Source organism: Flavobacterium flavipallidum (genome assembly GCF_038289905.1).
Taxonomy (GTDB): Bacteria; Bacteroidota; Bacteroidia; order Flavobacteriales; family Flavobacteriaceae; genus Flavobacterium; species Flavobacterium flavipallidum.
Map to the genome: position 1 here is coordinate 154,815 of NZ_JBBYHU010000001.1, position 16,890 is coordinate 171,704.

At 34.7% G+C, this 16,890-nt stretch carries 9 protein-coding genes; all 9 read right to left on the reverse strand.

The features are described from left to right. Nucleotides 1-25: 25 nt before the first annotated feature. Entirely contained in the window at nucleotides 26-2,929 is a 2,904-nt protein-coding gene (gene infB / locus AAEO59_RS00715; protein ID WP_341698846.1) for a translation initiation factor IF-2, read from the reverse strand. Nucleotides 2,930-2,978: 49 nt separating this feature from the next. Further along, the gene (gene nusA, locus AAEO59_RS00720; RefSeq protein WP_026712642.1) at nucleotides 2,979-4,232 is read right to left on the reverse strand and encodes a transcription termination factor NusA; all 1,254 of its coding nucleotides are present in this window, start codon (nucleotides 4,230-4,232) and stop codon (nucleotides 2,979-2,981) included. Between the two features lie 14 nt (nucleotides 4,233-4,246). Then, entirely contained in the window at nucleotides 4,247-4,711 is a 465-nt protein-coding gene (rimP, locus tag AAEO59_RS00725) for a ribosome assembly cofactor RimP (protein WP_341698847.1), read from the reverse strand. Between the two features lie 191 nt (nucleotides 4,712-4,902). After that, nucleotides 4,903-6,123 (reverse strand): M24 family metallopeptidase, encoded by a 1,221-nt coding sequence (locus AAEO59_RS00730; protein WP_341698848.1) that lies wholly within the window; start codon nucleotides 6,121-6,123, stop codon nucleotides 4,903-4,905. A 48-nt stretch (nucleotides 6,124-6,171) separates the two neighbouring features. After that, nucleotides 6,172-7,134: a bifunctional Delta(1)-pyrroline-2-carboxylate/Delta(1)-piperideine-2-carboxylate reductase gene (lhpI, locus tag AAEO59_RS00735; protein WP_341698849.1), complete on the reverse strand. Its 963-nt coding sequence runs from the start codon at nucleotides 7,132-7,134 to the stop codon at nucleotides 6,172-6,174. A 51-nt stretch (nucleotides 7,135-7,185) separates the two neighbouring features. Next, nucleotides 7,186-9,288: a beta-galactosidase gene (locus AAEO59_RS00740; protein ID WP_341698850.1), complete on the reverse strand. Its 2,103-nt coding sequence runs from the start codon at nucleotides 9,286-9,288 to the stop codon at nucleotides 7,186-7,188. Nucleotides 9,289-9,293: 5 nt separating this feature from the next. Continuing rightward, complete coding sequence (locus AAEO59_RS00745; protein ID WP_341698851.1) at nucleotides 9,294-11,981, reverse strand: DUF5695 domain-containing protein; 2,688 nt, start codon at nucleotides 11,979-11,981, stop codon at nucleotides 9,294-9,296. A 9-nt stretch (nucleotides 11,982-11,990) separates the two neighbouring features. After that, nucleotides 11,991-13,682: a DUF885 family protein gene (locus AAEO59_RS00750; RefSeq protein ID WP_341698852.1), complete on the reverse strand. Its 1,692-nt coding sequence runs from the start codon at nucleotides 13,680-13,682 to the stop codon at nucleotides 11,991-11,993. Nucleotides 13,683-13,722: 40 nt separating this feature from the next. Beyond that, nucleotides 13,723-16,782 carry a beta-L-arabinofuranosidase domain-containing protein gene (locus AAEO59_RS00755; protein WP_341698853.1) on the reverse strand — a complete coding sequence of 1,020 codons (3,060 nt, stop codon included), beginning with the start codon at nucleotides 16,780-16,782 and terminating at the stop codon, nucleotides 13,723-13,725. Between the last annotated feature and the right edge of the window lie 108 nt (nucleotides 16,783-16,890).

Below are 16,890 nucleotides of genomic sequence, written 5' to 3' on the forward strand. Positions count from 1 at the left end.
TTCTTATAAAATTATAAACGAATTCTTATTTCAATTTTTTCTTGATTGCTACTTCGTGGAAGGCTTCAATAACATCATCAATTTCGATATCATTGTATCCTTTAATTTGAATACCACAATCGTAACCTTTGGTTACTTCTTTCACATCGTCTTTGAAACGTTTCAAGGCTACCAATTCACCTTCGTGAACTACTACTCCATCACGGATAATTCTAATTTTCGCCTGACGGGTAATCTTACCATCAGTAACCATACATCCGGCAATAGTTCCCACTTTAGAAATTTTGAACAACTCTCTGATGGATGCGTTTCCTAACACTTCCTCTTTCATTTCCGGTGCAAGCATTCCTTCCATTGCATCTTTCAAGTCATCGATAGCAGCATAGATAATAGAATAATAACGGATATCGATTTCTTCTTTATCAGCCAACTGTCTTGCATTTCCGGCAGGACGAACGTTAAATCCGATAATGATAGCATCAGAAGCAGAAGCCAACATAACGTCGGTTTCAGTAATTGCTCCAACACCTTTATGAATGATATTAATTTGAATCTCTTCAGTTGACAATTTAGAGAAGGAATCTGATAATGCCTCAACAGATCCATCTACGTCTCCTTTAAGGATTACGTTCAATTCTTTAAACTGACCAAGAGCAATACGACGACCAATTTCATCAAGCGTAATATGACGTTGCGTACGTACTGATTGCTCACGCATTAATTGAGAACGTTTAGCAGCAATTTGTTTTGCCTCTTTTTCATCTTCAAATACACTAAACTTATCACCAGCTGTAGGTGCTCCGTCTAAACCTAAAATAGATACCGGAGTTGAAGGACCTGCTTCAGTAATCACATGACCACGTTCATCGTGCATCGCTTTTACTTTACCATGGTGCTTACCTGCTAACAGATAATCTCCAATTCTTAAAGTTCCGTGTTGTACCATGATGGTAGACACATACCCTTTACCTTTATCTAAGAAAGCTTCAACAACTGCTCCTTGAGCTAATTTATTTGGATTGGATTTTAAATCTAAAATTTCTGCCTCTAATAATACTTTTTCCAAAAGATCTTTTACTCCAAGACCTGTTTTTGCTGAAATATCGTGAGATTGAATCTTACCACCCCACTCCTCAATTAATAAGTTCATACCGGCTAGTCTTTCTTTAATCTTATCCGGGTTCGCATTTGGCTTATCAATTTTGTTGATAGCAAAAATAATTGGTACACCTGCAGCCTGAGCATGAGAAATAGCCTCTTTAGTTTGTGGCATGATATCATCATCGGCAGCGATCACAATAATTACAATATCCGTCAATTGTGCTCCACGCGCACGCATCGCGGTAAACGCCTCGTGACCTGGTGTATCTAAGAATGCAATTTTTTGACCATTCTCTAATTTTACCCCATATGCCCCAATGTGCTGCGTAATACCTCCGGACTCACCTGCAATTACATTTTCTTTACGAATGTAATCCAGCAAGGAAGTTTTACCGTGGTCAACGTGACCCATTACGGTTACAATTGGCGCTCTGTTTACTAAGTCTTCTTCTTTATCTTCGATTACTTCGATAGCTTCTTCGATATCAACAGTAATAAACTCAACATCATAACCAAATTCGTCTGCCACAATTGTCAATGTTTCCGCATCCAAACGTTGGTTCATAGTAACCATGATACCTAAAGACATACATGTTCCGATTACTTTAGTAATAGGCACATCCATCATGATAGCAATTTCACCTACAGTAACAAACTCGGTAACTTTAAGAATCTTACTTTCTTCATCTAAAGCTCTTTGTTCATCGTCTGATTTTTGACGGTGCGTATCTCTTTTATCTCTTCTATATTTAGCCGCTTTAGATTTTCCTCCTTTTTTACCTTGAAGCTTTTCTAAAGTTTCTCTAATTTGATTTTTAACTTCCTCTTCTGTTGGCTCAACTTTAGCCACAATAGCAGGACGATTTCCTTTTACAAATCCTGGTCTTGCACCTCTGTTATCTCTATTAGCATTAAATCCGCCACCAGTTGCATTAGGTGTAATCTTATTAGGATTTGGCGCACCAGGAGTTCTTGGCGCATTAGCAGTATTAGGAGCATTTGGAGTCCCTGGTTTTGGAGCTATTCTTTTACGCTTATTTTTATTAGCATTAGCTCCCTGTGCACCAGGCACACCTGGCTTATTAGCCGCATTTTTAGGATCTTCTTTTTTCTTCTTTGGTTTATCAAATTGAGATAAATCAATAGTTTGTCCTGTTAATTTAGCTCCTGAAAGTTTTTGATATTGAGTAGCGATTGCTTCTTCAACAGGTGCTTCTTCCGTTTTTACAACTTCTTTAGCCTGAGGTTCTACAACAGGAGCTTTCTCCACTTGCTTAACTTCTTTCTTCTCCTCTGTTTTTTCAACAACAGGTTTACTAACTTCAACTATAGGTTTTTCTTCTTTTTTGTCTGATTCTGATTTCTCAGGAGTGCTTTTTGCAATCGGTTTTTCTTCAACAACTTCAGGCTTAGCAACATTTACTTTTTCTTCAGCTACCGGAGGAGTTGCTGGCTTAGAAGGATTCAAATCAATTTTTCCAACTTGAACAGGTCCTGAAATTACAGCTCTAGCCTTAATAACTTCCTGTTGTTGTCTATGTAATTCTTCTTCCTGCTTACGTTTATCTTCTGCTTCTCTATCACGCTCAATACGTAAAGCCTCTTTTTCTTTTCTCTTCTCTTCACTTACTTCTTTTGAAGCTTCTTTTTTCCCTCTGTCACCCGCAAACTGACCGCACAAGACATCGTATACCTCATTAGAAATTTTTGTGTTTGGATTTGACTCAATAGCAATCCCTTTATCCTTAAGATAATCCACAGCTCTTTCTAAAGAAATATTCAATTCCCTTAAAACTTTGTTTATTCTTATTACTCTCTCTTCAGACATATAAACTTTTTATTATTACCTATTCCGTTGTGTTGTTAGAAGCATAGACCTAGCTATCAAACTCTTCCTTCAAAATTTTCATTACATCAAGAATTGTTTCTTCTTCTAAATCTGTTCTTCTAACTAAATCCTCTACATCATGTTTCAAGATACTTTTTGCTGTATCCAATCCAATTTTTGCAAATTCTTCAATAATCCACTCATCGATTTCATCTGAGAACTCTGTTAATTCAACATCGTCTTCATCAGCAGTAGTACCTTCAACATCTCCTTCTCTGATAACATCTAATTCATAACCGGTTAACAAACCTGCCAATTTAATGTTGTGACCTCCTCTACCGATAGCTTTAGAAACTTCTTCTAATTTCAAGAACACATCTGCTCTTTTAGTCTCTTCATCAATTTTGATTGAAGATACTTTAGCCGGACTTAATGCTCTTGTTATAAACAATTGGATATTATTAGTATAATTAATAACATCGATATTTTCATTTCCTAATTCACGAACGATACCGTGGATACGAGAACCTTTCATTCCCACACATGCTCCAACAGGATCAATTCTGTCATCATAAGAATCCACAGCTACTTTTGCTTTTTCACCTGGAATTCTCACTACTTTTTTAATGGTAATTAAACCGTCAAACACTTCCGGAATTTCCTGTTCAAATAATTTTTCCAAGAATTTCTCAGAAGTTCTTGACATGATAATTTGAGGTTTATTCCCTTTTAATTCAACGCTTTCAATAATTCCACGAACATTATCTCCTTTACGGAAAAAGTCAGATGGAATTTGTTTTTCTTTTGGCAAAACAATTTCATTTCCTTCATCATCCACAAGAATTACCACTCTTGGTCTTACGTGATGCACTTCGGCAGTGTAAATATCACCGATTAAATCTTTAAATTGCTTATAAAGATTAGTGTTATCGTGTTCATGAATTTTTGAAATTAAATTTTGACGCAAAGCCAAGATAGCTCTTCTTCCTAAATCAATCAATTTCACTTCCTCTGAAACTTCCTCACCAATTTCAAAATCCGCTTCAATTTTTCTAGCTTCTGTTAAAGTAATCTCTTCATTTTCGAAATCCAAATCTTCATCGGCAACGATTACTCTTCTTCTCCAAATCTCCATATCTCCCTTATCAGGATTGATAATGATATCGAAATTATCATCTGAACCGTATTTTTTCTTCAATGCATTTCTAAATACATCTTCTAAAATTGCCATAAGCGTTACACGATCAATAAGTTTATCATCTTTAAACTCTGAAAATGAATCGATTAATGCTAAATTTTCCATGCGAATTCTTTAAATTAAAATGTTACTGTAACAACGGCCTCTTTAATATCTGTATAAGGTATCTGTTGTTCTTTCTGTACTGTTTCTTTTCCTTTGCCTACTTTCTTAGGCTCTCTTGCTTTCCAAGACAAAATTATGAAATCTTCATTAGCATCAACTAATTCAGCTTCAATTTTTTCAGTATTTGTAGTCACTATCAAAGTTCTGCCAATATTTTTTATATATTGTCGCGTTAATTTTAATGGCGAACCTACACCTACTGAAGCTACTTCAAGAGAATAATCCTGTTCTTCTCTGTCTAATTTACTTTCTATTGCACGACTTATATCAATACAATCCTGCAAAACCACTCCATTATCATCATCCAAAGTAATCATCACTTTAAATGCATCAGTAATAGTTAAGTCAATTAAAAAAAGTGAAGATCTCTCCTCAAGAACCTCCTGCAATAACGAACTTACTTTTTCTTTAAATGTCATATTTTTTTATAAAAAGAGGGGACATTTAGTCCCCTCATTATCTAGATTTTAATAAATAACTCTGCAAATATAGTGTTTATTTTTATAAACCAAAAATAATTACCCCTTGTTAATCCTTTTCTTAAAGTTTCAATAAACAAACTACTACAAATTTAAAAGAAAACTAATATTCAATTCTCCTCTTTAACTTTTTAATAACCAAAAGGATTTCCAACACTCTCCATAGGTATTGTAAACCACTGAGGTCCATTTTCTGTCATATAAAAATGATCTTCGTGTCTGATTCCAAATTTCCCTGGAATACAAATCATTGGTTCATTACTAACAACCATTCCTTCTAAAAGTTGAATCTCACTTCCTCTAACCAAATAAGGATATTCGTGAATATCTAAACCTGTCCCATGGCCTACACGGTGCGGTAAACCCGGTAAACTATAATCAGCACTCAAACCTGCATTTGCTAAAGTTTTTCGGGCAGCATCATCAACTGAACCACAAGTAACACCAATTGTTGCTGCTTTAAAAGCGGCTAATTGAGTGGCTTTTTCTAAGTTCCAAATTTCTTTATATTCGTCAGAAGGAGTACCGTAAACATAAGATCTTGTGATATCCGAAAGATAACCTTCTAAACGACAACCGGTATCCACTATCACAGCATCATTTTCTTTTAAAGTTTGAGGAACCGCTACTCCATGTGGATATTGAGTATCATCTGAAAACAAAACAATACAAAAATAAGAACCCGAGGTTACACCTGCTTTTTTATGTGCTTCATTAATAAAATGAACAACTTCATCTACACTGATACCTGGTCGTAAAATTTTAGCAGCTGCTTTTTGAACTACCATTGTAATCTCTTTTGCCTGCTTTATAATAGCTAATTCATTTACTGATTTTTGCATACGACATCCTGCTGTAATTTGCTGAGCAGTTTGAATATTACAGGAAGGATTTGCTTTTAAAATCCCATCAACTAAAAAATAAGCCGCAGACTCATCTATAGCCATGTTTGCACTGCTTTTATTTTTCTTTGCTAACAACTCATTAAGCAGCATAAAAGGTGACTCGTGTTCTTCCCAACAATAAATATCCGCCGCTACCTGACAGTATTTTTTAAAAGTACCTTCTTCAAATTTTGGAACTATGTATTTCAAAGTCCCATCCTCAAAAAGCAAAGCTCCTACCATTCTTTCCGAAGGACTCCATTGTGTTCCTGTGAAGTAGTATAAATTAGTACCTGCATTCAAATACAAAACCTCCACCGAGTTTTCTTTCATTAAATGTGTTGCCTTTTCGATTCTCGACAAATATTCATCGATTTGAATGGGCTGAACATTTTGAGTCATATTTGTAATTTTTTCTAACTCAAAAGCAGCATTTGAACCTCCTACTCCAATTGTTTTTTCAGTCATTTTAACACCAATTAATTATTTTATAATTTCAAAAAAAAATGAATTATCTTATACTTCACGATCAAATAATTGATAAAAATAAGATGCAGCTACTAAGTCTTCTAAGGCATGCCCAACCGATTTAAAGAAGGTTATTTCAGTATCCGAAGTTCTCCCTTTTTTTGTATTAGAACACAACTCAAACAAATCAGCTTTAATACTTTCTTTGGAGAGAATACCATTGGTTAGCGGAATTAAGATATCACCGCTTTCTTTTAATCCGCCTTGATAAGTATCTAAAAACACAGCTGATTTGATGACAGCTTCATCATCTGCTTCTCTGGTATCTTTTTTGTAAGCCCCAACTAAATCCAGATGTTGTCCTTCTTTTAGATATTTCCCAAAAACCAAAGGAGTAGGAGACAACGTCGCTGAAGAAATAATATCAACTTCAGAAATTTTATCTTCGATTTGTTCAATAACACTACAAGTAAACGGAAAATCTTTTAGCGCATCAACAATATCTTGTGCTTTCTTCTTATCTCTTCCCCAAATGTAAACTTGTTTTATGGGTCTTACACTAGCATGAGCTTTAATTAAATTAATTGATAAAGCCCCCGTTCCAATCATTAACATAGAACTAGAATCAGGTCTAGACAGATAACTACTTGCTAATGCTGATGTTGCCGCAGTCCTTTTAGCAGTTAATGATTTTGCATCCAAAATAGCTTTAATATTTCCTTTATGAGCATCCAAATAGATATACGTCCCCTGAATAGCAGGCATATCAAATTTTCCATTATTAGGACTCACCGTAACAATTTTGACACCTACGTTTTTTCCGGGATTAAAGGCCGGCATTAACAGTAAAGTAGAATCTTTATCTTCTTCAGGATTAGAAAAATCATGATGATGACGCATGGGAACTACAATATCTGAATTAGAAAACCCATCTCTCAGTGCCTCAATTAATTCATTAAAACTGCAATTCTTTTCTATAAAATCATCTGCTATTTGATGTATTTTTTTCATGTTTCTTTTAAAATTGTAAATCTGAAACTATTCGAATTGTTAACCTAACATTTAGTATTTCCACACCAAAACATCTGCAGTTTTTATATCATTTTTCCCAATAACAACCTTAGCATTAGATGGTAGATCAATATGAAATATTTTATCTGTATAATTCACTGCAATACCAAAACCATCACGATATTCAACTACCACACCTTCAGGATAATTCTCAATAGGAATATTTTGCTGATTGTACAACTTAGTCAAAACCTGTTTTTCAAGTTCCCCATTTTTAGAATCAAGCCCAATATAAGTCACTGTTCCTTTACCAAGTTTACGTGAAATAACCGCTGGTGTCTCTGCATAGAAATCACCTTGATACGTTGCCCAAACATCAGTTCCTTTATTAGGTTTTAATAAATCTCCCCAACTTGTCCATCCAAATTCCTGTTCATTAAACTTAACTGTTCCTGGAGATTGCGGCATAAGTAAATCATAAGAATCTATTTGAGAACCTATTAAATCCCACATTGGTTCATAAAATTTGGCTTCCCATAAATGCCCCAAACGGTTTTGTATTCCTGAACGACAACTTAACACTAGATTCCCTCCATTCTTAGCATACAAAGTAAGTTTATCAATCATCTTTTGATCAATCATCTGATAAGCAGGCACAAGCAAAACCGGATATTTAGAAAAATCAGTTGTATCACGAACAAAATCAACAGGCGCACCAAATGATTTTGCTGCCTTATAGTATTTCATAAAATGCCCTAACGTACTCCATTCTCTTGTTTGCTTATTGAGTTCTATTCCCATAACATTATCAGCATTGAATAAAATAGCTGTTCTACGTTTTAAATAAAAATCAGGCAAGGTAGCCTTGTCATCATATTTTGTACGTAGTGTACCCAATTCCTTAATAAACTGAGCAAATTCTTGACCTCCCGGAGTTGGTGTAACGCCATCTGTCCCCACAATACCATAATGAAATTGTTCATATCCATACAAAGGAGCACGAAAACGATAAGTACAAGTAAACTTACTACCTCCGGCAAAAACATGCCATAACCATAAACGAACAGCACCCGGTAATGGCTGTGGATTTATACTTCCCCAGTTTACCTGTCCCGGTTGTAACTCCATACAACCATACATTCCTTTTGTAGGACGGAAAAAATCATTTGACATTGCTACATCAGTATAATTACCTAATCGATATCCATTTTTACCTATTCCTAAACTTCCTCCATAAACAATATAGCGCGTGTAACAATCAAAATCTAATTCCTTACTCATGCCCACAAATCCTTCATTATAATTGGATCTGTAATTAGATGTAATCCACTGATCTTTTGTGATATTTTTACGAATGGTAACTGCCTGAGAATCGAGAAAAGTTGCAGTTTCCTCATCTGCAAATCGGTAATGGTCTAATTGTGCATGTAAATTCATCCCCCATTCTCTGTGTAATGGAATATTAATTTGATCAAACGTACTGTAGGTTCCACTCCAAAAACTATTTCCCCAAGCATGATTTAAGGTTTCAATCGTTTTATATTTGGCTTTTAACCAATCTCTAAAACGTTGTTGCGCATCTGCTCCATAATCCAAAAAACGAGCAGGTTCATTATCAACTTGCCAACCGATGATATTTTTATTATTGCCATATTTTTTAGCTAATTGCTCAATCATTTTCAACGAATAATATCTATAATAATTACTTGAAAATGATGCGTGTTGTCTGGAACCGTGGTCTGTTTTTGTACCATCTTCATAAGTACAAAGTATATCCGGATGCTTGCGAGTTAACCATACGGGCGGAGTTGCTGTTGAAGTACACATTACTATTTTCAAATTGTATTTTGCAGCTATTTCTACTGCTTTATCTAACCATTTAAAATCGTAAACTCCTTCCTGTGGCTCTAATTCAGCCCAGGCAAATTCACCAAAATGAGTGAATTCAAAACCCATTTCAGCTATCTTTTTCAAATCACGATCCCATTGACTTGGGTCCCAATGTTCAGGATAATAATAAACCCCTACTGTAGTAAGGTCTTTCTTTGGAAAATATTTATCAAATTTTTGAGCATTCAGATTGAAGCTAAAAAAAATACTTAAAATGGCAAAAAAAACTTTTTTAAAAAAATGTGATTCCAATATCTGTCTCATTTGAATTATAATTTAATTTGAAACTCTTTAGTTTTTAATGGAATTTTGAAAGCATCTCTAGTCTTCTCATAAGATAATTTCACTTCCTGATCTACTCTTAAATAAGCGTAAGGTGTATAAGCATTTTTAGCATCTAAAGTAATTTCAACTTCTTTAGTTTTTGTGTTATAGCGTACCTTTTCAAATGTGCCTGAATCTAAGGTTAGCCACATTTTTCTAGGAGCGATATATACCTTAGATTTTGCTGCTGTTGTAATTGCTACTTCAACTACATCGCCTTTGGTCTTAAGATTTCCTCCAAAAGCCAGCCAGCCTAAGTCTTTTTCATAAGTGATAAAAGTAGCCGTGTTTACTGCATAGCCAAAAAACCCGGAACCATAATCTCCCGAGTGATAATCAATGCGAAGAGTCTCGGGATAGGAATGAAAAGCAGCAGGTCCAAAACCATCTTCTGTAATATTTGAAATTCCACCTAATAATCCACCATAACCTACTTTTAACAAATGAAAATCATCTGGCGTTTTTCTGAATTGTTCTAAAACAGGAATAGCATTCAAAGCCGATCCGTAATGATGAATTTGACGCTCTACTCTGGATAATTTTCCACCGTATAAAAAATCCCAATACCTACGGGCATTACCATTGTAAGCCCAATGCGGCATTACTGGCATATAAGCCAAGATTGCATCTAATGTTACCTTTGCTTTATCATCATATCCAAAATAATCAGACCACATATAAACTTCTTCCTGACCTGTAGAATCCCAAGGCATTTCACTACCAAACGGATAATTTAATTTTCTCCAATGATCAGCTCTACTTTTCATTTTAGCCTCTAAATCATTTGCCATTTGAGTATAACCTTCGGTTTTCAAATCTTTTAATATCAATAAAAAAACCGTGCCTTCCATTTGACCAAATTGCGCATAATAAGGAGCTAGCGTTGTCATAGCAATACTGGTCTCATAAGCATTTTTCAAATACCAATCCCAAGAATGATTTGTTACCAAACCTTCATGATAACGTGCCAAACGGTACATTGCCCAATGTGCTGCCGCAACGTGTGGGTAATTATAAGATCTTCCCGGATCATCTGATGCTTCTTTGTTCCATGCTGCCCAAGTTCCATAATTAATATCTTTGCTGTAAGTACCTTCAGGCATTAACTTTGGCTCATAGTAAAAAACACTCTTTTTAACACCAAACTTATTTTTTCCTTCTTTGTATTGAATACTTCCCCAAAGGGTACTATCTACAAATTGTTCCAGTTTTTTTATTTCATTGACATCAGGTTGAACTAATTGTTTCATAATAGCAGCTAACCAACCACCGGCCCCTCCTTCATCACTAAGTCCTGCTACCCATACACGGCTATCCTGACTTAATTGTTTTTTTGTTTCATAATCATATGAAATCACGGAAGGATTTCTATGGAAAAGATCATCTTTTTGGTCAAACCATTGAGCAGTTGTCAAAAAATGACCAAAATCTGCAATAACATTCGTTTCTGATTTGATTATTTTATAATTAATTGTTTGTTGCAAACCATCCTCATAAACTACTGTCAATCGGGCTCTACCCCATTTCTTACCATGAACAATATATTCTGCAAAAGATTTTTTATCCTTTGATTTCTTTTCTATAACTAAAGCTCCTTCTGGTTCCACTTTAAAAATCTTAACCGCCTTATTGTATTTTAGAAAAAGATGTCCGTCTACATCCTGAGGTAAGACATAACCTGGAACTCCTAATGCGACTGGACGTTCATTTTTAATCAAAGCTGTTTGAATATTTTTGATTTCGTCAACCAATACCAACTTTAATGAAAAATTTTGAGATGCACCCGATTTTAAAATCAAAGAAGTAGGTGTATTCCATTGTTCCGCTGCTTTCCATTCATTTTCGGCATAAGCCTTACTTAACGGCATCCACTCATGAAAACCTTCAAAAACTATCGTTCTGGGTGTAGGATCATCTAATAAAGGACGGTAGGCTTCAAAAGGCATATTTTGATCAGGAAGCACTAATAAAGCCGGACCATGACCACTTAATCTTTTCACTTCAAGATAACCGGCGTCTTTACCAATATAGGGATCATAAAACACATTTTGAACATGTGTTTCGTCTAATGTTTTTCCTTCCAAAATATTATTAAAAACCATAGGAATTCCTAAAGCTCCTATTTCTAAATCAGCATTAGTTTTATTAGTAATCTCAAAACGTAAAATTAAATTTCCGTCTTTCTCTTCATAAAAACGCTTTATCGTTACCGGAATATTTGCAGGTAATGTATTCGAAAGATCGGCTGCAGCTATAATATTTCCTGAAACCTCTAATGGGATAATTGCAGTACGTTTAGCAGCTGTCGAATAACTTTCCCAACTCCCATTAGCAGCTTTAATTCTAAGATTAATATCCCCTAAATGATACAAGCCATCTTTATCTCTAATAGCTAATCGGTCACCTGGAGTAAAATCAAAACTCTTATCTGAAAGCGGGTATAGTCCAGCAACAGTTTGAGAAGACTGAAGCAATTTGAGTGCAAAAGATTTAGTAGTCAAATTAATAAGTCCTTTATCTACTTCAAGCGTTGCTTTTTTTGCCTTAATTCTATCCCAATATTCTTGCGCCTGCAAATTATTTGATACGATGTAACAACATATAAACAAGACTAATAAACGTGTTTTTTTCATTTTTGTCCTTTATTTAAAATCGGTTGAGAATTTCCATGTTGATCTATAATCCTCATTAACTTCTAAATTTTCAAGCAAAATTCTTAGCATTTCTACAGGCATCATATTCTCTTTTAAAACACGATCGTGAAACTGCTTTTCAGTCCAACCTTTAGCTATTAATTCCTTTTTCAATGCATAAAATTGTAAACCACCCGTCATATACGCCATTTGATACAAAGGAGCATCTCCGCTTGCAAAAGAACGTCTTACCTCAGCCTCAGCATTAGCATATTCATGACCCACTTCATTAACCAATAAATCAATACATTGCTGTGGAGTCATTTCACCTAAGTGGTATTTTAGTGAAAATATAATTCGGGCACAGCGATGAATTCTCCAAAATAACATCCCTAATTTTTGTTCTGGTGTTTGCGGAAATTGTTTGTTCCAAAGTTCAATTTCCCAATATAAAGCCCAACCTTCCATCCAAAAAGGCGTATCAAAAAGTTCTCGGTAAGGCTTATTACGACTATTCATAAAAAACTGCAAGTTATGCCCCGGCAACAATTCATGCTGTACAGTTGCGCGCGAAAAATTAGGATTATTTCCTCGCATGCTCATCAGTTTATCAGACTGATCCATATCTTCTGTTGGATAGGAAATACTAATTTCCCAGCCACCTGTAAAAAACGGATTAATTTTTTGACGTTCCGGTGTCATCATAATCATTTGCCATGTCTCTTTAGTTAAATCTGGCAAAGTAATTAAATCTCTTTCTTCAATAAATTTCACTGATTGATTGTACAAATCAGTTATGGCTTGAGGTTGTTCCCCAGCTGCAACATACGTTTGTTTTACATGTTCTAAAGCAGCTTTCCAGTCTTTTCCGTAACCTAATTCAGTCGAAGCCTTAATCATTTCCTGTTTGCACCATTCAAATTGCTTTTGAGCAGCAAGAATCATTTCTTCTGGAGTGTAAGGAATATATTCAAAAGCAAAACTTTTCAAAACAGCTTCTCTTCCTAATGGTTTTCCAATAATTCCACTCCCATCATCTTTGATACTTGTTTTGGAATAATTAGTACTTAAAAAACTACTATATTCTTTCAATTTTGCTGACAAACTTTGGTATGGTTTTTCCATCCACCAGGTAAACTCAGGATCGTAACTATAATAAAAACCATAAGCTTCTTTTAATGATCTTGCAAATGAGTTCACTGCTTTCGAAGCTTTCTCTGCCTCAAACCAATCTTTAAAAGGTTTATTTTTAAGCAATTCTATTTTTTTATTGATATTAGCTTCAGCAATACCAAACTGCTTTGCCAAATCAGCAGATACAGGTTTTTTCCCTCTTCTTCTTTCTTTTATAAAAACATTAATATCTGTTGTAAAATCAATTACCGAAGCAATTTCTTTAAATGATTTGTATTCTATTTGTAAAAAGTAATCGTCTTTATTGATAACGTTTTTCAACAATAAATAATCTACTTTTCCTTGTTGAGAAAGACTCTTAAAATCAATTTCTTTTATTGTTTTTTTCCAATCCTCATATAACTTTGAAAACCGTACATAATATTCCTCTGATTCTCTGTTAGAATAAAAATTTTGCAATGCGGTTTTATCAGCCTTATACGTATTGACTACATCTATGAGCTCGCTGGAAAAAGTGGGAATAAGCATAAATAAAAATATAATAAAGGTTAAAATTGATTTTTTCATACAAATGATTTTAAAGATTTATACTTCCATAATCTAAACACTATTTTAAAGTTACATCGAGATAAACCGAATGACGATCATAAGTATTATAAAATGGCTTAAAGATTACTCCATCAATAGTAAACTCTAATTTTTCAGGATTTCCCTGAATTGATTTACTAATATCTTTAGCATCAAAAGTTACTTTTCGCCAATCTTTTCTCGGTTCTGTTTCTTGAGCAGCAAGTAAAACAGGGCCATAAAATAAACTGGCAATATTTTGCTGATCCATGATAGGCACCAGATGAAATTCAAATGGCATACCTAATTCAATAGTATCACCATTATTCCATTTACGGCTTAGAGTAATATAACTACCCGGCTGAGCCTTTACAGTTTCTTCTTTTCCATTTATTTTTACAAAAAAACCTTTTGTTGCCCAGTGTGGTACACGTACATTAATATTAAATTTACCTTTACCCTTAATGGTTAATAATGTTTTATCGGTATTTGGAAAGGAAGTTGTTTGCTCTAGAATTACCTTTTTTTCATTCCATTTCAATGTTGAAGGCATAAATAAATTTACATACAATGCATTATTATCCTTGCTTTTAAAATAGATTGAATTTTGCAATTTTGTACTGCTTTCTAAGGCTGTACCATTACAACAGGTAAAACCTGACATATCACCATTACTGAATTGTTTTGTAGCACCGGCTCTCAAGGATACATGATACGTATTTGCCGGACTGTCTTCGGCTACAGACGCAAGAATATGATTGTACAATCCTCGTTCATAATAGTCCATTAATTCAGCACGTTGATCGTATAAAAACAAATCTCCAGTTAGTTTCAACATATTATAAGTGGCACAAGTTTCATTTTGTCCCCCTGCTGATAAACCATTTTCATAAATAGTAGATGGTTGCGCAATAAAACATTCTGCATTAGCAGGATTACGAGCTCCTGCTACACCTCCTATACTATATTCGTATTCATTAGTAACTTTGTACCAAAAATTATCGGCAACATGATAATAAGCAGGATCATTCGCATTACGGTACATTTCGAGTGCACCTACAATTTGCGGAATATGCTGATTAGCATGCAACCCCCTGAAAGTATCCACATTTTTAGCTAAACCATGAGAATGCTGTACATCTCCATAAAACAATTTAATGTTATCAAATAATTGAGCTACCTCAAGGTATTTTTTATCATTAGTTATTCTATACAATCTTGCCATTACCTCGTTCATTCCCCCAAATTCTCCGGCAATGTATCTATTCCACATACTTACTAATGTCTCAGTAGGCAATTTGCTTAAACGGAGATTAACCCAGGTTCCCATTCCTTTGGCTATTTCTAGTGCTTTCTTGTTACCACTTACTTCATAAACATCAATTAATCCTGCCAAAATCTTATGTAAGGTATAATAAGGTGCCCAAATTTGCGTTTTTTGACCTCCATAATTGGCTCCTTTTTCCAGCATGATAAATTGATCCGGCGGATAAGCACTGATGAAGCCTTCTCCCCAATTCCAATAATCCGTGCGAATACCTTCATCACTTAAATCAGAATCATAAGTTGTTTTTCCTTGAGCCGGAGGTACTGCAGTTGGATCTGACACATAAGATTCTCCCGTTTTTTTGGGATGACCAGACATTTGGGCTAATTGATACAAGGTATTCACCATGTATTCCATTTTATTAGCAAAATTTGCCTGTAATTTTTTATCATAGCCTGTACTTGCATAAGCCTGCGCAATCGCAGTAAGATAATGTCCAGTAGCGTGTCCTCTTAACTTTGTTTCCTGACTGTCCCATACTCCTAATGGATTTGCACCTACAGGTTGTTCCTGACCAAAAGCATTGCGAAACATAAAGAGAAAATCATCCGGATTAGTTTTAACAAGTGTGTTTATGAATTTATCTCTGTTTTCAATAAACTTTGTATTATGACCATGAAGATCTGTATTCAAAGAAACTTGATCTAAATTAAACACCTCTAACTTCTTGTTAGGCGGTGTAATCTCTTTACTATTTACTACAGTTATAATTGCTTTCGGTTTAAGATCAGAACCAGCAATACGTCCTGTCACAGTATAATTTCCAGCTTTTAAAACATCGCTATTGTCGTTTGGCGAAGGCCAGATCACACGTACATCAGGACCAGAAACCCCATCTTTATAAACTCCCTTTACGTAACTTGGAATTCGCGGAAGGTTACCTAATTCTGTTTGCACCTCGACATCAGATACACTAACTAAATATTCATTATAAAGCTGAGGATTTGTTTTAGAAAAAACCTGAAGTACATCTACAACTCCTTTTTCTTCATTTACATCTGAGTTACCTTTTCCCGAAGCATTTTTATAAATCATACTAATTTGCTTTTCGCTCAAAGGAGTACGGTAGATTCTAAAATCATGCAATTTAGCGTTGAGATAACTATTTTCATCTACCAAAGATTTACCAATGTATAGCTTGTTTTTATTCGTAGAATTTTTGCCAAACAATTGCTTCAATTCCAAATCCAAATTTTTAGTTACACTTGCAAGTACACCATTAACATAAGTACTCATAGTTTTATCTGAAATTGCAATAACTACTACCACATGATTCCACTTATCAACTTCAAGTACTGCCGATTTAGAGTTATAATTATTTCCAGATTCAGTGGCTATTTCTGTTTGAAAACTATTCACTTCCTTGGTTCCCGTTGGTGCAACAAAAAAACGAGACTTAGCGGTTTTCCCGAAGTCAAAAAATAGTTGCCCAGTTTGTCCAGAACGCAAATAAATCCATCCCGATATGCTTACAGATTCCTCTCCTATCAAGGCTTCTCCTGGCAGAGTTACATAAGCTTTCCCATTTGAAGACAAAGACAAAACCTTACCAAACAGCATATCATTTTCAAATTTTGTTCCAGCTCCTTGGATCTTTCCATGCCTGTTATTTCTAGACCAATCTTTAGTATCTCCATCAAAAACATAGCGAGCAATCAAATCTGTTTCGCCAATTCCGTCTAAAATTTGATCTCCACTTTGCGCAAACAAAGTAGTAGTCCCCAATGTCCAGAAACTTAGTATCCCAAAAATAAATGACTTGTAACTTTTCATATTTAGATAATATTTGTTTTTAAAAAATATTGAATTTGCTTTGAAATTCATTTAGCGCTTGCATTATGAAATTATGATGCCTTCCTGAAAATTAAACTTTTTCACTAA